Annotated in this window: 16 protein-coding genes; all 16 read right to left on the minus strand. The window is 37.9% G+C overall.

What is annotated here, in order from left to right; all coding sequences use genetic code 11:
• Positions 1-140: 140 nt before the first annotated feature.
• Positions 141-1,157, minus strand: a complete 1,017-nt coding sequence (gene galE / locus CF596_RS11805) for a UDP-glucose 4-epimerase GalE (RefSeq protein WP_096902573.1) — start codon at positions 1,155-1,157, stop codon at positions 141-143.
• Positions 1,150-2,865 (minus strand): glucose-6-phosphate isomerase, encoded by a 1,716-nt coding sequence (gene pgi / locus CF596_RS11810; protein ID WP_096902574.1) that lies wholly within the window; start codon positions 2,863-2,865, stop codon positions 1,150-1,152. The genes galE and pgi overlap by 8 nt, the downstream gene beginning before the upstream one ends.
• Positions 2,865-4,133 carry a nucleotide sugar dehydrogenase gene (locus CF596_RS11815; protein ID WP_096902575.1) on the minus strand — a complete coding sequence of 423 codons (1,269 nt, stop codon included), beginning with the start codon at positions 4,131-4,133 and terminating at the stop codon, positions 2,865-2,867. The genes pgi and CF596_RS11815 overlap by 1 nt, the downstream gene beginning before the upstream one ends.
• A gap of 324 nt (positions 4,134-4,457) precedes the next feature.
• Entirely contained in the window at positions 4,458-5,339 is an 882-nt protein-coding gene (gene galU / locus CF596_RS11820) for a UTP--glucose-1-phosphate uridylyltransferase GalU (RefSeq protein WP_096902576.1), read from the minus strand.
• Between the two features lie 24 nt (positions 5,340-5,363).
• Positions 5,364-7,238 carry a nucleoside-diphosphate sugar epimerase/dehydratase gene (locus CF596_RS11825; protein WP_096902577.1) on the minus strand — a complete coding sequence of 625 codons (1,875 nt, stop codon included), beginning with the start codon at positions 7,236-7,238 and terminating at the stop codon, positions 5,364-5,366.
• A 45-nt stretch (positions 7,239-7,283) separates the two neighbouring features.
• On the minus strand, positions 7,284-7,808 hold the full coding sequence (locus tag CF596_RS11830; protein WP_096902578.1) for an acetyltransferase: 525 nt from the start codon (positions 7,806-7,808) through the stop codon (positions 7,284-7,286).
• On the minus strand, positions 7,801-8,811 hold the full coding sequence (locus CF596_RS11835) for a glycosyltransferase family 4 protein (protein WP_096902579.1): 1,011 nt from the start codon (positions 8,809-8,811) through the stop codon (positions 7,801-7,803). The genes CF596_RS11830 and CF596_RS11835 overlap by 8 nt, the downstream gene beginning before the upstream one ends.
• Before the next feature lie 14 nt (positions 8,812-8,825).
• On the minus strand, positions 8,826-9,767 hold the full coding sequence (locus CF596_RS11840; protein WP_096902580.1) for an NAD-dependent epimerase/dehydratase family protein: 942 nt from the start codon (positions 9,765-9,767) through the stop codon (positions 8,826-8,828).
• 4 nt (positions 9,768-9,771) lie between these two features.
• Entirely contained in the window at positions 9,772-10,911 is a 1,140-nt protein-coding gene (locus CF596_RS11845) for a glycosyltransferase family 4 protein (RefSeq protein ID WP_171324999.1), read from the minus strand.
• Complete coding sequence (locus tag CF596_RS11850) at positions 10,898-12,001, minus strand: glycosyltransferase (protein WP_096902581.1); 1,104 nt, start codon at positions 11,999-12,001, stop codon at positions 10,898-10,900. The genes CF596_RS11845 and CF596_RS11850 overlap by 14 nt, the downstream gene beginning before the upstream one ends.
• Positions 11,998-13,152 carry an O-antigen polymerase gene (locus CF596_RS11855; RefSeq protein WP_096902582.1) on the minus strand — a complete coding sequence of 385 codons (1,155 nt, stop codon included), beginning with the start codon at positions 13,150-13,152 and terminating at the stop codon, positions 11,998-12,000. Before CF596_RS11855 ends, CF596_RS11850 begins: the two co-directional genes overlap by 4 nt.
• Positions 13,153-13,184: 32 nt before the next feature.
• Complete coding sequence (locus CF596_RS11860) at positions 13,185-13,985, minus strand: glycosyltransferase (protein ID WP_096902583.1); 801 nt, start codon at positions 13,983-13,985, stop codon at positions 13,185-13,187.
• Between the two features lie 23 nt (positions 13,986-14,008).
• Complete coding sequence (locus tag CF596_RS11865; protein WP_096902584.1) at positions 14,009-14,983, minus strand: polysialyltransferase family glycosyltransferase; 975 nt, start codon at positions 14,981-14,983, stop codon at positions 14,009-14,011.
• Positions 14,980-16,176 carry an oligosaccharide flippase family protein gene (locus CF596_RS11870; RefSeq protein WP_096902585.1) on the minus strand — a complete coding sequence of 399 codons (1,197 nt, stop codon included), beginning with the start codon at positions 16,174-16,176 and terminating at the stop codon, positions 14,980-14,982. The genes CF596_RS11865 and CF596_RS11870 overlap by 4 nt, the downstream gene beginning before the upstream one ends.
• A 2-nt stretch (positions 16,177-16,178) precedes the next feature.
• On the minus strand, positions 16,179-17,228 hold the full coding sequence (pseI, locus tag CF596_RS11875; protein WP_096902586.1) for a pseudaminic acid synthase: 1,050 nt from the start codon (positions 17,226-17,228) through the stop codon (positions 16,179-16,181).
• Positions 17,206-17,865 (minus strand): UDP-glucuronic acid dehydrogenase, encoded by a 660-nt coding sequence (locus tag CF596_RS11880; RefSeq protein WP_096902587.1) that lies wholly within the window; start codon positions 17,863-17,865, stop codon positions 17,206-17,208. Before CF596_RS11880 ends, pseI begins: the two co-directional genes overlap by 23 nt.
• Positions 17,866-17,867 lie beyond the last annotated feature (2 nt).

The following is a 17,867-nucleotide window of genomic DNA, read 5'->3' on the forward strand; positions in this document are numbered from 1 at the left end:
ACACGCTTGGCAACAAGACATTAACAGAGTGCGAATTAGTCCTTGAGTATGTTTGAATACATTTTAAGGAACAGTCAAAACTGACTCCCGTTTTTATGCCCTAAACTTTGTGGCTGAGTGTATAGCTGGAATCATTCATCTTAACGATAACCATTCGGATTCTGCTTTTGCCAGTTCCAACTATCGGCTAACATATCTTCTAAGCCATATTGTGGAGTCCAACCCAGTTCTTGCACGGCGCGGCTATTATCTGCAAAAGAGGTTGCCACATCGCCTTCACGACGTGGTGCAAACTCAAATGGAATCTGCACACCATTGACCTGTTCAAAAGTATTCTTCACTTGCAGCACCGAAATACCATTACCCGTACCAATATTCCAAGCACGGCAACCCTGTGCAGTCAAACGGTTATTCAAGGCACATAAATGCGCATTGGCCAAATCGACCACATGAATATAATCGCGCACCCCTGTACCATCTGGCGTGGCATAATCCTGCCCAAAAATCGACAACTTTTCACGACGTCCCACCGCCACTTGGGTGACATAAGGCATTAAATTATTTGGAATACCTTGTGGGTCTTCGCCAATGCAACCACTTTTATGTGCCCCCACAGGGTTAAAATAACGCAATAGCGCAATCGACCAACGTGCATCGGCAAGGGCTGCTTTTTGTAAAAGCTGTTCCACAATCAGTTTGGTATAGCCATAGTTATTGCTTGGCATTCCTGTTGGCATATCTTCATTCAGTGGTGAAATATTGGCTTCATCATATACCGTGGCGGATGAGCTAAACACCAGTTTAAATACATTAGCGCGTTGCATCGCCTGAATCAGACTGATTGAACCTGCAATATTATTATCAAAATAGCTCAGTGGAATTTGTTGGCTTTCTCCCACTGCTTTAAGTCCTGCAAAATGAATCACCGCATCAATTTGATGTTCCTCAAACACAGCATCCAAAGCAGCAGCATCACGAATATCACCCTGAATAAATTGCAAGGTTTTGCCCGTCAGTTGCTGCACCCGCGCCAATGATTCTGCCGAGCTATTGGATAAATTATCTAGCACCACCACGCTGTGCCCTGCATTCAGCAACTCGACACAGGTATGTGAACCGATATAGCCCGCACCGCCTGTGACTAAAATATTAGCCATCTATTTTTCCTAATAAAATTTTTAATAAACCTTGAGTCGATGCATCGAGTGCAGATAAATCCTGTTGCTGCCCATTTAAAATCGGCAAGAGCTGATTGGCAATTTCCTTGCCTTTTTCTACGCCCCATTGGTCAAAGGGATTGATATTCCACAGCACCGATTGTACAAAGACTTTGTGTTCATACAAAGCAATCAACATGCCCAAACTATACGGATTGAGTTCTTGCAATAAAATACTGCTACTTGGCTGATTACCACTGTACTGCTTATACGCCGCTAAGCCATCTAATTCCTGCTGATCTAAAGCCTGATTGCCAAAGGCCAAAAGCCGCGACTGCGCCAAGCAATTGGACAAGGCTAAATGATGCTGCTCCACCAAAGCCTCGGCATTTTCGGCATAAGTAAATTGATTGGCATTATAACGCTGCACAGGGGCAATAAAATCGCAGCTAACCGCATGCGTCCCTTGATGCAACAATTGATAGAACGCATGCTGTGCATTCGGACCAACCTCCCCCCAAACAATCGGGCAAGTATCCAAGCTAACCGCCTCGCCATTACGCTGAATCGACTTGCCATTGGATTCCATTTCTAATTGCTGTAAATACGAAGCGAAGTATTTTAAACGTCCATCATAAGGCAAGACCGCATGAGTCTGAATATTCAGGAAATTATTATTCCACACCCCCAGCAAGCCCATCAGCACTGGGATGTTCTGATCAAATGCAGCAGTTTGAAAATGCTGATCAACCGCATGTGCACCTGCTAAAAACCGCTGAAAACCCGCAACGCCAATGGTCAGGGCAATCGGTAAGCCAATACACGACCATAACGAATAGCGACCACCCACCCAATCCCAAAGCAAGAGCTGATTTTCAGGACAAATGCCCCAAGCGGTCATTTTATCGGCTTTGGTGGATACCCCAATAAAGTGATGTTTCAGAATTTGCGTGTGTGTGCCCAAGGCCTTTTCTAGCCATTGTTTCACCGTTTGTGCATTGGATAAGGTATCAATGGTGCCAAAAGACTTGGACGAAATAATAAATAAAGTAGTTTCAGGACGCAGACGATGCAGCAATTCAGATAACTGGCTGCCATCCATGGTGGACACAAAATGTACATTCAGTGGTTTTTCTGTCGCCACTTTAAAATCAGATAAGGCTTGGGTCACCATCAACGGGCCTAAATCTGAGCCACCCACACCAATATTAACCACATCCTGAATCACTTCACCCGTGGCACCACGGTATTGGCCTGCATGAATTTTTTCCACCAAGGCATACATACGCTCAAGCTGGGTATGGACTTGCTCAGTCAATGCAGCGTAGGCATCGCCCTGTTCGGAAGCGCATGCTGCTGTACTGGTCGCAGGCAAACGCAAGGCCCAATGCATCGCATCGCGCTGTTCGGTATAGTTGATTTTCTCTGAGCCCGTTGCCGTTGAAAATAAACGTCCAATCCACTCAGCAAGCTGACTCTGTTGTGCAAACTGAACCAGGGTCTGCAACACGTTGGCATCAATCCGATGCTTGCTATAATCAAACAGCACACTATCCAAAGCTACCGAGAAACGCTGAAAACGCTGTGGATCTTGAGCAAACAGCTGATTTAAATGCAGCTGCTGAAACTGTTGTTGCAATTGTTGTAATTGCTGCAAGGCGGTTTGCTGTGGCTGATTATTTGCCTGTGATGTTGTGGTACCCATCATTAGCGACCGACTCCCATATAAGCAAAACCTTGTGCCTTCACAAACTCAGGATCATAAATATTACGACCATCCAAAATCAGCGGATGCTGCATCTGCTGCAACAAAGTTGGATAATCCAAACTCCAGTACTGTTTCCACGCGGTCAGCACACATAATGCCGAGGCGCCTTCGACGGCTTGGTATTGGTCTGCACATAAAATCAGATCATCGCGCTGACCATACTGTGCCACAATTTCAGGCAAGGCTTGTGGGTCATGCAATTTGACCGTCACACCCTGCGCCCACAACGCAGGTAACATCACATGAATGGGGGAATGTTGCACCCGTGCGGTATTTTCTTTAAAGGCTGCGCCCCAAATGGCCACAGTTTTGCCGTTTAAATCGCCCTGATAATAATTCCATAGCTTTCTAAACAAGAGTTCTTTTTGTTGTTCGTTAATATCCCAAACCTGTGCCAACAGCTGACTTTTTACCCCTGTGGTGGATACGGTACTGGCCAGAGTCTGAATATCATGGCTAAAGTTTTCACCACCAAACCCCGCACCAGGATACATATACGATGCACCAATACGGCTATCTGCCGCCATACCCTGCCGCACATGCTCAATATCAATCCCCAGTTTTTCTGCCACCACCGCCAAGTCATTGATATAACTGATACGGGTTGCCAACATGCCTGAAATACTCAGTTTGGTAAATTCTGCATCCAACACGGGCATAAACAGGTATTGCTGTGCACGTGGAAATAAAGGACGGAGTAATTCTTTGAGTTTGACTTGCGCACGTTCATTTTCACAACCCACCGTGAGTTGCTGTGCGCGGGTCATACTTTGAATGGCATTGCCCTCTTGAATCATGTCGGGTAAATACATCCAGTCATCTTGTGGCAAGATTTTTTGCAGGCGCTGTGTGCCATTTAAACCCAAAGTCGAGGCATTGATCATCAATTTAGGGTGAATAATCGGACGTTGTTGCAACTGTCCCAAAACGGTTAAGGCGTGGGCTTCTTCAGTTGGGTTCAAACTGAGTAGATACACATCCACATCTAAAGGCAATGCAGCAAAATCACAATAGTGTAAAAAGCCTTTGCTGCGTTGTTGTTGTAATAACAGACTCAAGGCTTGATCTTGAAAGCTCAGATGTTGCTGTTCCAATGGATGGGCAGCATCCTGAAAGATATCGCACCAATAGACGTGATGCCCACATTCTGCCAAGAGTGCAGACATCACGCCTGCATAGAGGGTTTTTCCAAAGACTGCGACTTTCAAAATGTGTTCCTGTGTATTGGTTGATGCTGTTTATTTCACGTGGGTTCCTCCCTGAGCAAGAGTTTAAGCACTGCTTTAAATTCTTGCGTAAGAAGGGAGGTTAGGAGGGATTTTTACATTTCATCCTTTCCTACATCATATATGAATAACTTTTCAGGTTTTTTAATCCCCCTCAATCCCCCTTTTTCAAAGGGGGAAGTTCGCACTAGCAAAAGCTTTATAATGGATGTTCCTCCCTGAGCAAGAGTTTAAGCACTGCTTTAGATTCTTGCGTAAGAAGGAAGGCTAGGAGAGATTTCTTAATCTTTCCACCCTTAATCACCTTTAAGATTCAATCTTTAACTCTTGAATCAAGGCTTTAAAATCATCGCCTAATTTTGGATGATCCACCCCATAATGCAACACTGCTTTTAAGTAACCCAATTTGCTGCCACAGTCAAAAGTCTGACCTTGCATACGGTAAGCTTCCACCACACTATTTTGCTGCAACATGGCAATCGCATCGGTCAATTGAATTTCATTGCCTGCCCCTTTAGGGGTATTTTCCAGCAAAGTCATAATTTCTGCAGGCAAGACATAACGCCCCACTACCGATAAATTAGAAGGTGCCATGCCTACTGCAGGTTTTTCGACAATACCCTGCATCACTGTACTTTCACCTTCAGCAGGTGCTGTGGCTACATCGACAATACCGTATTGATCGACCAAATGCTCTGGCACTGCTTCGACCATAATCTGTGCGGCATGGCTTTGCTCAAAACGCTGAATCATGCGTGCCAAGTCATTTTGTGCCGCATCATCTTTAACCAATACATCGGGTAACAGCACTGCAAAGGCGTCATTACCCACTACAGATTTAGCACATAAAACCGCATGCCCTAAGCCTAAAGGTTGTGGCTGACGTACACTCACCACACTGACATGCGCAGGTAAAATTTCGGTAATGTCTTTAAGCAAATCCAGTTTTTGTTTTTGTGCTAATGTTGTTTCTAACTCAAAGTTACGGTCAAAGTAGTTTTCAATGGAGGCTTTTGAGGAATGGGTCACCAAAATAATTTGCTCAATCCCTGCTGAAACTGCCTCGCGTACTACATATTCAATCGCAGGACGATCGACCACAATCACCATTTCTTTAGGGATAGATTTACTGGCAGGTAAAAAGCGGGTGCCTAAACCAGCAACGGGTAAAATGGCTTTTTTAATCATATGTCTTAACCTGATCTCGATATTTTAATTTACTTTGACTTCTTTACCACGTTGATAGCCATCCACATAGTGTTCAAGCTGCGCCAAAGCCCAGTCGATATCGCTTTGAATTGCGGTTAAGTCATGCATACGCTCAAACACCATCAGCAATTCATCCAACGGATACATTTTTTCATAAGAACGCAAAATACGACTGTGCTGGGTCACTTCGGTATTATCGGCATCAATCAACAATTCTTCGTAAAGTTTTTCGCCTGGGCGTAAGCCTGAATATTGAATTTCAATATCCCCTTCCTGACTGCCTGTTTCTCGTACTTTTAAACCACTCAGTGCAATCATTTGACGGGCCAAGTCCTGAATGCGTACAGGCTCCCCCATATCCAGCAGGAATACATCGCCCCCCTGACCCAAAGCACCCGCCTGAATCACCAATTGCGAGGCTTCTGGAATGGTCATAAAGTAACGGGTTACTTCAGGATGAGTCACCGTAATTGGCCCACCTTTGGCAATTTGCTGTTTAAACAACGGCACCACCGAACCCGATGAACCCAAAACATTCCCAAAGCGGACAATGCTAATTTGGGTCTGATCTTGCGCTTCTGCCATGGCCTGGCAATACAATTCTGCCATACGTTTAGACGCCCCCATGACATTGGTGGGGCGCACGGCTTTATCGGTAGAAATGAGCACAAAGGTTTCTACAGCTGTTTTGACCGCTGCATTTAAGCTAAATGCCGTACCAATCGCGTTGTTTTTCAAACCTGCCAAAGGGTTACATTCTACCAAGGGTACGTGTTTGTAAGCAGCCGCATGGTACACAGTTTGAACCCTATACTGCTCCATCACTCGCTCTAGTTTGGCCTGATCCAACACTGAACCTAAAATCGGGATAATCGTGACATCGCTATTTAAGCGTAATTCTTTGTCAATGCTATACAACGCAAATTCGGTCAGTTCATAAATCACCAAGGCTTTGGGTTTGTTTTTGACAATTTGGCGACACAGTTCAGAACCAATGGACCCCCCCGCGCCTGTGACCAAGACCATTTTGTCTTGAATATTTTTAGCCAACAGTTCGGGCACTGGCGGCACAGGGTCACGCCCGAGCAAGTCAATAATATCGACTTCCTGAATATCCGATACGCGAATTTCACCATCGACCAGTTTGGTCAGTCCTGGAATTTCGGTAATTTTAATATGTGCAGGTTCTAAAAATTTGACGATTTCGCTTTTACGCATACGTCCGACCGAAGGCAACGCAATCAAAATTTCATCAATATGCTTTTTTGGCATGACTTTTAATGCTGTTTTTGCATCATAGACTTTTAAACGGCCCAACTGCTGCCCAGTGAGTGAGGGATCATCATCAATAAACAACACGGGTAAGTGTTCATCGGAATTGTAGAGTGCTGCTGCAATTTGCTGTCCTGCATTGCCTGCACCATAAATCGCCACACGTTTTTTTTGTACATCGGCTTGTAAATAAGAACGCACGATAAAGCGAATAAAACCGCGGCTAAACCAAACCCATGCGAACATGAGAAATCCGAACATAAGCGGAATAGAAGTGGGAATAAAGGCATCGGTAAAGTAAGCCAGCGCATACAACCCTGCCACAGTCAAAGCAGTGCCCAACCCCAATTTGACCATAAACAGTTCGCTGTAAGTGCGCACAATAAAGCGATATACCCCAAAAATAAACAGCGATACAACGGCAATCACACTTGCCCATACCGAACCAAAAGCTAAGTTGGGCACCACTTCTGCGCCTAAATCAAACTGGCGGATGGCATAACATAGCCATAGCAAGACAGGAAATACACAAAAGTCCAGCACCATTAAAAATGCAAGTTTGACTAAGCGGGGGGATTCTACAGCAGGTTCGATAATGGATTTCATAAATATACAATTATTAATATTTGAATTTTAAAACACCGTATTACTTTAATGCAGAATACAGGTTCCAACCTCTAAAAATGAATGTGCGGCGATAGTTTGACCACCTGCGACTTTTACCCCCACGCTTAAATGGGCAAATTGCTCAATGACCACATCATGATCTAATAATGTACCAATATTTAAAATTACACCATCGTTGATCACAGTTTTACGACTAATTACACACCCTGCCATCACACTCACCCCTAGACCGATGTCAGCTGTTGGACTCACAACTGTTTTAGGATGAATAACCGATGTCAATTCTATACCCAAGGCTCGCAAGGTCTGTTGCCATTGTTGACGTAAGGCATTATTGCCTACAGCCACAATCGCTTGAAGATGCGTAATCTCCAGCTGATTTAAACTGGCAATATTTGTCACAATATTATAGCTATCTACATGCTGTGTTTCAGGCCAACGGTCATCGGCAAACATAATCTCTTGCCATTGTCCGCTAAGTTCTGCAGCTTCTGCAACAGCCAAACCGTATCCACCTGCACCTAAAATTAACAAGCTGGGTTTAAGCATCTGGATGACCTGCCTTGAATTTTATAGCCACAATTAACAATGGTATATAGGCAATCAGTACTGCCAGTTCAGGGTACGCCCATGCTTGTGTAACCGTCATATAAGCGATAGGAAATAACCACAATAGATTAATTGCGGCAACTGCCAACGTCACGGGGGTATGACTCCCGCATTTACGTGATAAAATTTGATAGCTATGGCTTCGATGTGCATCATACATTTTATAGCCGCTCAATACGCGTTTTATTAAGGTATAAGTCGCATCGACCACAAACACACCTAAGCAAATGATCCACGCACAAAACAGTGCCAAGTTTTCTTTGAGGGCGATGAGCGCCAAAATACCCAAAGTGAGGCCGAGAAATCCGCTACAGGCATCGCCCATGAAAATTTTAGCCTTGGGAAAGTTCCACAGTAAAAAGCCAAATACACAGGCTGCCAATAACCAAAGTATGTCTGAGTTTAATGTAGTATTCAGTACATAATACAATATGGCCATGCTAACGACAGTGGTAATGGCTTCGACACTAGCAATGCCGTTAATGCCATCCATAAAGTTGTATAGATTGAGCAACCACACCAAAAATAATACTGCAATGATATTGGCGATAAAGCCAAGTTGCAGACCATTAAAAGCTGTAACATCGCTAAAGCCACCCAAGCTGATGACCACGCCAATGGCCAGCAAGAAATGTATGGCTAAACGCAGCATGGAATTAATATGTCCATGGTCATCTAAAAAACCAAGTAAAGCAATGACAAAACCCGCTGCCATAAGAGTTAAGCCAATATGTAGTGTCAATTGTTGGCTATAGATTAACACCGCCAGTGCCAATAAGTAGCTACACACCACCGCAACACCACCTCCACGTGGCGTAGGTACACTGTGGGAGCTACGTTCATTGGGGTTGTCTATTATATTTTTCTTGAGGGCGTAGGCGCGCATAAAATAGGTCATCGCAAACGCAAGTAAAAAGAAAATAAAAAGGGATAGCATGGACATATTTGTGACTAGGCTCAGTTTTGATGCGCTGTGTTAAACATTTTTTCTAGGCTTGTATCGACATTATACGGTGCTCTCCAACCTAAAAGATGTGTATTTTTAGTGGTATCTACTAACAGTTCTGAACATAAACGTGAAGCCACTGCTTTTTTCCCAACCAAGCTTGCCAGAAAACTGATCAAGCTTTTTGGTACTGGTAGCATTAGCAATTGATTATTTTGATATTTTGCTAATTTAGCAAATAGTTGTTTGACTGAAATGTCATCCTGATCACTGGCTAAAAATACTTCACGGTTGGCATTTGGGTGAGTCATACAAGTATAAATCAGGTCAGCCAAGTTATACACACTCACCATACTGCGTTTATTGTCTAAGCAACCTATGGGTAAAGGAAGTTTTTTACTTGCCAAGTTCACCATACTTTTAAAGTTGGCTTTTACATTAGGTCCATAAATGAGGACTGGACGAATAATAACAACTTCTAAACCTGAACGTTGAGAGAGCGCAAGTAAGGCTTGTTCTGCTTCATATTTAGATAGGCCATACGGGTCATCTGTGTGGACATCATCATTAGGATGAAAGGCTTGCGTGGTGGTTTGTTCGCCATTGACTTTAATGCTGCTTAAGTAAATAAAGCGTTTGACGCCACTTTGTACTGCTTTTTGTGCAAGGTTTAATGTGCCTTGTACATTGGTTTGGCGATATGCTTCAAGTGGTGATTCTGCAGTTTCATTCATGACATGTGCACGACCTGCACAGTGAATAATAACTTCAATTTGATTCAGATCAATGTTGTCTAAATTATCATTCAGATCAAAATTGATATTGCGAATATTTGGATGGTCAAAAGTTTGGGCTTTACGGGTATGCGCTAAAACAGAATTGCCTTTTTCAGCCAAGAATTGTGATAAGTATTGACCTAAGAAACCGTTACTGCCTGTAAGTAAGACCTTCATATTTTTAAATTCCCAATATTTCTAATAAGCGCTGGTTTACTTTTTCTGCATCAAACTTCTCAATCGCAATTCTATGGCTTTGATCGCCCATCATACGAACTTGCTCTGGGTGCTCAATGAAATAAATCATTTTTTCTGCCAATGCCAGTGGGTTCCATTTAGGCACTAAAAAACCATTTACACCGTCTATGACTGTATCTCGGCAACCAGGGACATCTGTTGTAATGACTGGACGTCCTATTGCCATTGCTTCTTGTGTGCTTCTCGGGACGCCTTCGCGATATGATGGCAGCACAAACACATGAGACTGTTTAATCCACTCAGCAATATTCTCAACATGACCAGGATAATCAATTACGTTTTGGTCAATATATTGAGTCAATTCACCTTGTGTTAAAGCACCTAAATTTGCTTCATCAATTCCACCTAGTACAGTGAATGTTGTTTGAGGAAATTTCTCTTTTACAATCTGGGCAGCAGCAATAAAATCATGTATTCCTTTTTCTTTTAGAAGTCGGCCAATGAACAAAAATTGTATTGGTAAATCTTTTGTCACAGGTGAATATTTATACTGATTTAAATCTAGACCGATACCACCTAAAATATATGTTTCTTTGACTTCTATATCATTATTTATAAGCAGGTCGGTTTTATCGTCATGATTGAGTAAAATTAGCTGATCTAACTTTGGTAGCGCAAGTTTATATAAAAAAACTTGAATTGCTTTAATGAGTTTAGTTTTTGAGCTTAAACCATTCGGTTGATCTGTAAATGTGTAGCCTAATCCTTCAAGCATACCTATAATTTTTGGAACTTTTGCAATTTTTGCAGCGAGCGTACCGAATATGACAGGTTTAGCAAAATATGAAAAAACTAAGTCAGGCTTTAATTGTTTGATTTGTTGTGCCAATTTATAAGTTGCGAGCATATCTGCTAAAGGGTTTAAACCACCTCGATTAAGCTGGTAAGAGATAGGAATCGCGCCTAACACACTAATTTTTTCTAGTTCTAATGCATCATTATCCGTAGTAAATGCATAAACAGTAATATTTTTTAAGTTTAAGTTCTTTATAAGCTCTGACCTAAAACCGTAAAAACATGCAGCTGTAGTGCCAATCATTACGATCGTTTTAATTTTGCTCATACAATTTTAACCAATTTTGAACAGACTTTTCTAAAGAAAACAATTCTTCCACACGTCGACGTGCTTTTAAGTTATTTTCTTGTATCTCCAAAGATGTTTTTTCAACCGCTTGTTTTAATGCTTGAGCTAAAGCTTCACTATTTTGAGGAGGGGCTAAAATTCCTGTATCTCCCATGATTTCCTTACTACCTCCACAATCTGTAGCGATGACAAAACATTCACACGCCATAGCTTCAGCAATTACTAGACCAAAGCCTTCGTAAGATGAAGATAATACAAAAAAATTAGCGCTTGACATTAGAGCAGGAATATCCTCTCTTCTACCTAGTAGATTAACATTATTGTTTAAATTATATTTTTTTATTAAAGCTTTTAATTCCAATCTAGCTTGCTCATCGCCATCACCTGCTATATATAGTTTTAAATTATCAACTTTTTCTTGATGCTGAAGATAAATAGAAAATGCTTTTAATAAATTGGGATAATCTTTCGCTGCATGAAAACGACCAACTGCAAGAAAAATAGTGGTAGAAGCATCAACACCTAAGTTTGATCTAATCTCATCGAACTCATATTTGCATTTATTGAAATAATTTAAATCTATACCGTTATAAGTGGTTAAAATTCCACCTTGAGGTACAGCACCTAAATTCTCAAAATTTTGACTGGCTGCCTGACTAACGTTCGTTGTTATATCCGCTAAATTATGTGTTAAGCGATAAGCGCACATTCTCAAACGTCCACCCTCATTATTGCTGTGTGCAGTACATATAAGACGTGGAGTTTTCGCAAAAAAACGGCAAAGACGTGCAAAAATATTGGCATGTACCATATGAGCATGTACGACGTCTGGCTTAAAATCATTTATTAATTTTTTATATTTTTGATAAGCAAGTGTAAACTGTGTTAAAGATTCAAGACCTAAATAAATAAGCTCTATTGATTGGTTTTTTGGCCGTACAACAGTATCTCCTTGTAAGAAAGAAATTTTTACAGTATGCCCTTGTTTAATCATTTGATCGGCCAAGTCGACAACAACTTTTTCTGCTCCACCGCCACCAAGACCTGTAATAAGATATAAAATTTTCATATCTTAATCTCACTATTAAATATTTTTTTCAAACGCAACTCATAAAACCCTAATGATATTAGAAAAGCAAAGAAATAAGCAGTAAAAACAGCAGGAACAAATTGAAAACCAATTAAACAAATAATTAAAGAGTAGATAATATAGTTACTTCTTAAAGGAAGGAAATGAGCTAAAATACTAATAAGCCAAAGTAAAAAAACACAAAAAAATACCACCCCTCCTAAAACCAGATTATAAATAAACAAATTATGTGGTACTAAGGTAACATTATCCCTATAAATTTCATTACTATAAAAAGATCCAAGCCACATATTAGCTTTAAAAAAGTCAAGGGCGACAATATAGTCATTAATTCTACCACTTGAATCAAGGCTAAAAATTCTCGAATCCTTATTTATTGTATAAAAATTAAATAAAAATAAAGATAAAGGGAAAATTGACACAAAACCTATTATTATATTTTTTTTACTAAACCTACCACTTAAAATAATTTTATTAAAAAGTATAAAAATAGATACCAATATAAAAAAAACAACAAAAGCATAAAATCCTGTTCTAGCAGTAGTAATCAATGAAACCATCAAAAAAAATAAAATATATAAAACTTTAAATAGATTACCAGTATTCTTAAGATATCCAACTAATGGAATAATAGACGTAAAATATAAAGATAAAAAACTATAGTCTGTCCATATAAAACCAAAACCTATACGCTCAGAAAATTCTCCGACATTCCCAATTACCAACCCCCAATTAGTATATAAAAAATATTGTATTATTACCCCACCCCCCATTAGGGCACCAAAAAAAATATATAAATGAACAAACCTACTAAAACTGCTAAAATTAATTTTGTTTTTTTCTACAAATAGAGGCCAATAAGCTATTAAGAAAAAAAATAATATAGAAAAAAATGAAAAAAAGTCTTGTGTATAAAAACACATAGCAAATACAATAAAAACCATAAAAATATAAAATATAAAATTATAATTTATTGCAACTTTTTTAAGATTTAGTAGAATAAAAAAGTATCCCAATAAAACAAGAAATGGAAAAACCCTAAATCCCAGAAAAATAAAATATGAAAATGGAATAGCCATTAAAATTAACATAATAGAAATATCTATATAATTAATAACCTTAATCTTCATATTTTCACTCCTTGTTAGCTGCCAAAAATATATTATTTTTTAAATAAACTTTTTCTAAGATTTGAAGTTCTCATTATAATATTTTGAAAAATTTTTAATTGCACAATTTTCCCGATAAAATACCACTTATCACCATAAAATTCTTGAAATATACCAAGCATTTTTGATATATAAATATTTTTATTACTTGAAGTTGCACTAACTTGAGAGGAATGAACTCTATATTTTAATAAAACATCTTGTAAATTTGAAATTCTATAACCTTGATGAATACATCTTAACCAAAGTTCATAATCTTCACCATAGAATCCATACTTATATCCTCCAATTTGTAAAATCATAGTTCTCCTAAACATGACTGTTGGATGATAGATAGGACATTTAAAATATGATAATTTTCTTAATTGGTTAAAATCAGATGGCAAATTACTAGCAAGAATATCTTTACAAATATTATTCTCATCAATATATTTAATTTGTGTTCCCAAAACAACTACTGAAATATTTTTATCTAAAAAATCTACTTGTTTCTCTAATCTTTGAGGCAAAGAAATATCATCAGCATCCATTCTTGCTATATATTCACCCTTTGCAATATTTAATCCGTAATTTAATGCAAAAGTCAAACCTCCTAAATCTAGTCTAAAAGATTTTACCCGAATATCTGATTCTTTAATATTTTCAATTTTAGACCAAAGTTCATCAGTACAATTATTAGCAATTATTAATAACTCAAAATCCTTGAAAGTTTGATTTAAAATACTATCAATTGCCGCATCTAAATAACCATCATCACGATTTACAGGCAATATTACAGAAAGCTTTGAATTCATCTACTTGACCTCATTTAACATATTCATTCTAAACTAATACTGGTATATTTCTTACAATATCTCTTAAATAGTTTTTCAGCATCACCACCTAAAGAATCTATATCATCCCAATTAAATATGAAGCTCTCTACTCCATATATTGCAGGCAACAATAAAGATGATGTCGAATTATTAGAAATAACACTTCCCACTCTATTTATATATACATATTCTTCTATCATCCCATTATAATCTAATAGATTAAAACCCATGGCTTTATAATCTATTTCCTTTTCCACTGGATGAGGCTTAATTAAAAGCTTTAAACCCTTTTTTTCTATATTATTTTTTAATTTCTTCAAATTCGATAAATAATCATTTAGCTCACAAATACCTAACTCAACATAAGGCTGGGAACAATACAAAACCACATTATTTAAATTTAAAACCTCCTCTTCAGAATTCATATTTGAAAAATACTTTAGAAGACCTTTTTTATATAAAGGGTTTATCTCCAAACCACTTATAAACATCCGCTTTTTCTCGAATGAATTACGAAAAAAGAAGCATAGAAAAGATGATATTATTTTTTTAAAAAAATATTTATAATGATTTAATTTTACACCTTTTTCTCTTTCAACAGCTCTCTTCATATGCGAATATGAGGTATAACTTGAAACCCCCTCATCAACCACAATTACTTTATTAAAATTACAATCTAACATACTATTGATTGTAGCTTTATATCCAATATCTTTAATAAAAACCAAATCAATAATTTTCTCACCTTTTAAAATACTTTTTTTATCATCTAAGCAAACAAAAACTTTTATCCCTTGGCTTTTGCAATATTTTAAATACTTATCATCAACTATTATTTTATCCCAATATTTTTCCACAAATATTATACACTCTCTATAGTCGCTACTATTTAAGCTCCAATAAGCCATAAAATTTGCTAAGTGCAACGAACTTACGATTCCATAACCGACCAAAGTTTTTTCAATACCAATACTCATTGCTTATCTATCCTATACATCAAAAAAACCAATAAAAAAATATTACTTAGCAACAACGAAAATGGAACAAGTTTTATCGAAATACCACTTAAAATAAATAAAAAAATTATATATATAAGAGATGAAAAAAAACTAGCATTTGCTATTATTTTACTTTTTCCATAAAAAAAGAAATAGTTCACTATAATTAAATAAGGCATTGTCAAACCATAACCTAAAAAATATATTATTATATAATATTTGGACTCTGTGTATCCCCCACCCAAAAACCATTCATAGATACCTTGAGGTAAAATATAACTAAGCAGAGCAGGAGCTATAGATAAAGGAAGACAAAGAAGTGTATATTTTTTAATTTTTACCACAGTCAACTTATTTTCTTTCAAACCTTGATAATAGTAAGGCACCATTGCTTTGTTCAAAGCCATCAGTATTACAGGCAAAATAGCAGCAACTTGCACCCCTGCTGAGTATATACCTAACTCTGCTTTTGTATACTGTTGATAAATAAAAATACGATCTAACTGCCCTTTAACAAAAAAACTTGATTGATGTAAAATCAAGGGTAACCCAAAAGAGAAAATATACATTAACCCCATTTTTAGGCGATTTTTAGTTAACTTATGCTCAGTTGAAAACAAATTTCCTAGTATCATACTCGCAATAAAAAATGTTAATCCATTGGCAAATACTATTGCCAATATTCGATAAGCAACCAAATCACTTGAAAACAGCTCTAATGCAGCAATTGTAAATATAACATTAGTTAATGAAAGAATAATTTGAATTACTATATACTTTAAAGGTTGCTTCTGACATTGCCTTAATGCCAACTGAACATTAATAAATGACTGAAACATTGTTGCGAGTACTATATAAGCCATAATCTCAGCTTTTAATAACCAACAAATAATCAACAAAAAAAATGAAATAAAGATATTATATAAATATCCTGCTTTAACTACTGTATTTAATGCTCTTTTTCCATAAAAATAATAATAACGTGTAACTGCCCCTTCTTGACTTAATCCAACAAAAACTCCAAACAAAGCCAACCATGTCAAATAATAAGATAGCTCCCCAAAACCATCGGGGCCAAGTTTACGCGTTAAATATGGCAACATCAGAAAGGGGAGACTTTTCGCAAAAAGCTCCCCAATCAAATAAATAAAGCTATCTTTAAAAATACGCATTGTTACTTAAGCAGCTCTAAGCGTGTCGCCGTGTTTTTCTTTACATCTTGCACTAAGGTTTTACCTAAAATTTCATCATAAAACTTAGGCGCCAAACCAAAGCCTGGGCGTACGCTGCGTATACAGGTTTCATCAATGACATCACCCGCTTTCATATCTTTTACAAAATAAAGTGAACGTCTAAATTGTGCATTACCCTGCTCACTAGATTTACGACCATAATCTACCTGACCCAAAGCCTGCCATGCTGTTTTGGCACCAACACATAATTGTTTCAAACCTTCGGGTTCCAATGAAAAACTATCATCAGGCCCACCGCCATTACGATCTAAAGTAAAATGCTTTTCTATAATAGAAGCACCCAATACGACCGAGGCAATAGCAGTTGTATTATCTAAAGTATGATCAGACAAACCAACAGGAATATTAAAACTTGAAGCCATATCCTGAATCGTTCTTAAATTATAATCTTCCGCTGGCGCAGGGTAGCCACTCACACAATGTAAAATCGCTAACTCTTTACAGCCACCATCATAGGCGGCTTGTACTGCTTCTGCTATTTCTTCTTTATCTGCCATACCTGTAGAAATAATCATTGGCTTGCCCGTTGCCGCCACATATTTAATTAAAGGCAAATCTACTGCTTCAAAAGACGCAATTTTATATGCAGGTGCATTTAGGTCTTCCAGTAAATCTACCGCTGTTCGATCAAAAGGGGAACTAAAAATAGTAATATCTAACTCACGAGCATAATCAAATAAAGGCTTATGCCACTCCCAAGGAGTATATGCCTCAGCATATAATTGATACAGTGTTTTCCCTTCCCACAATGTACCCTTAATTACAAAATCATCATTATTAGAGTTCAATGTTAAAGTATCAGGTGTGTATGTTTGTAGTTTAATGGCATCCGCACCATTTAACTTCGCTTGATGTATAATCTTAAATGCTGTTTCTAAACTACCGTTATGGTTCGCAGATAGTTCAGCAATAATATAAGGTGCATAGTTTTCACCTATTACACGGTCATTAATCTTTATCGTCTTCATCATCGATCTTCTCTAAAGTTATTTTGTATTTTTTACCATTCAGCTCAAAAAAGGCAGGAAATCTATTTGGATCACAAACCCGAATTCTATTAAATTGACTTTCGATACTCATAGAAGGATTTATTTGACTATCAATTGGCAAACGTCGTGGGTAATATGTTGGCGAAATATTAGGATTCTGTGGCTCTGGAGTAATCTCCCCAAAGTTATTTACTGCAAAATCAATTAGCTTAATTTCTGCATCAAAAAGTTGCTTGTTTATTTCATCCCATAGGGCGTATTTAGGTACAATAAAATTTATTTTTTTCCAAATATTACCACTATCAACCTTATCTTGAGCCTCTAAAAGACTTAAAGTAAGCTCTTCTTTTCCCTCAATAATCTGCCATATATGTGGACTCCACCCCCTGCCCAAAGGTAAATCACTAGCATGTATTACCAAGCAAGTATTATAAGCTGAGCGATCTTCTTCATTAATTATTTCAGAACACGAAATTAAAAAAAGAATATCACCACCAGATAACTCGCTCTTTTTTTGAACAAGTTCAATAATATGCTTATCTTGTTGCTTGTTAATCCAATTTTTTAAATATTCATTAACTGGATGATTATTATCACTACATAAAAAACTAATATGCATAA

The sequence above is a fragment of the Acinetobacter sp. YT-02 genome (assembly GCF_002412355.1).
GTDB lineage: Bacteria > Pseudomonadota > Gammaproteobacteria > Pseudomonadales > Moraxellaceae > Acinetobacter > Acinetobacter towneri.

Bases quoted from the DNA above. Each gene is read 5' to 3' on its own strand.
- galE (WP_096902573.1), bottom strand. From the start codon at position 1,157: ATGGCTAATATTTTAGTCACAGGCGGTGCGGGCTATATCGGTTCACAT.
- pgi (WP_096902574.1), bottom strand. From the start codon at position 2,865: ATGATGGGTACCACAACATCACAGGCAAATAATCAGCCACAGCAAACC.
- galU (WP_096902576.1), bottom strand. From the start codon at position 5,339: ATGATTAAAAAAGCCATTTTACCCGTTGCTGGTTTAGGCACCCGCTTT.
- CF596_RS11825 (WP_096902577.1), bottom strand. From the start codon at position 7,238: ATGAAATCCATTATCGAACCTGCTGTAGAATCCCCCCGCTTAGTCAAA.
- CF596_RS11830 (WP_096902578.1), bottom strand. From the start codon at position 7,808: ATGCTTAAACCCAGCTTGTTAATTTTAGGTGCAGGTGGATACGGTTTG.
- CF596_RS11835 (WP_096902579.1), bottom strand. From the start codon at position 8,811: ATGTCCATGCTATCCCTTTTTATTTTCTTTTTACTTGCGTTTGCGATG.
- CF596_RS11840 (WP_096902580.1), bottom strand. From the start codon at position 9,767: ATGAAGGTCTTACTTACAGGCAGTAACGGTTTCTTAGGTCAATACTTA.
- CF596_RS11845 (WP_171324999.1), bottom strand. From the start codon at position 10,911: ATGAGCAAAATTAAAACGATCGTAATGATTGGCACTACAGCTGCATGT.
- CF596_RS11850 (WP_096902581.1), bottom strand. From the start codon at position 12,001: ATGAAAATTTTATATCTTATTACAGGTCTTGGTGGCGGTGGAGCAGAA.
- CF596_RS11855 (WP_096902582.1), bottom strand. From the start codon at position 13,152: ATGAAGATTAAGGTTATTAATTATATAGATATTTCTATTATGTTAATT.
- CF596_RS11860 (WP_096902583.1), bottom strand. From the start codon at position 13,985: ATGAATTCAAAGCTTTCTGTAATATTGCCTGTAAATCGTGATGATGGT.
- CF596_RS11865 (WP_096902584.1), bottom strand. From the start codon at position 14,983: ATGAGTATTGGTATTGAAAAAACTTTGGTCGGTTATGGAATCGTAAGT.
- CF596_RS11870 (WP_096902585.1), bottom strand. From the start codon at position 16,176: ATGCGTATTTTTAAAGATAGCTTTATTTATTTGATTGGGGAGCTTTTT.
- pseI (WP_096902586.1), bottom strand. From the start codon at position 17,228: ATGATGAAGACGATAAAGATTAATGACCGTGTAATAGGTGAAAACTAT.
- CF596_RS11880 (WP_096902587.1), bottom strand. From the start codon at position 17,865: ATGCATATTAGTTTTTTATGTAGTGATAATAATCATCCAGTTAATGAA.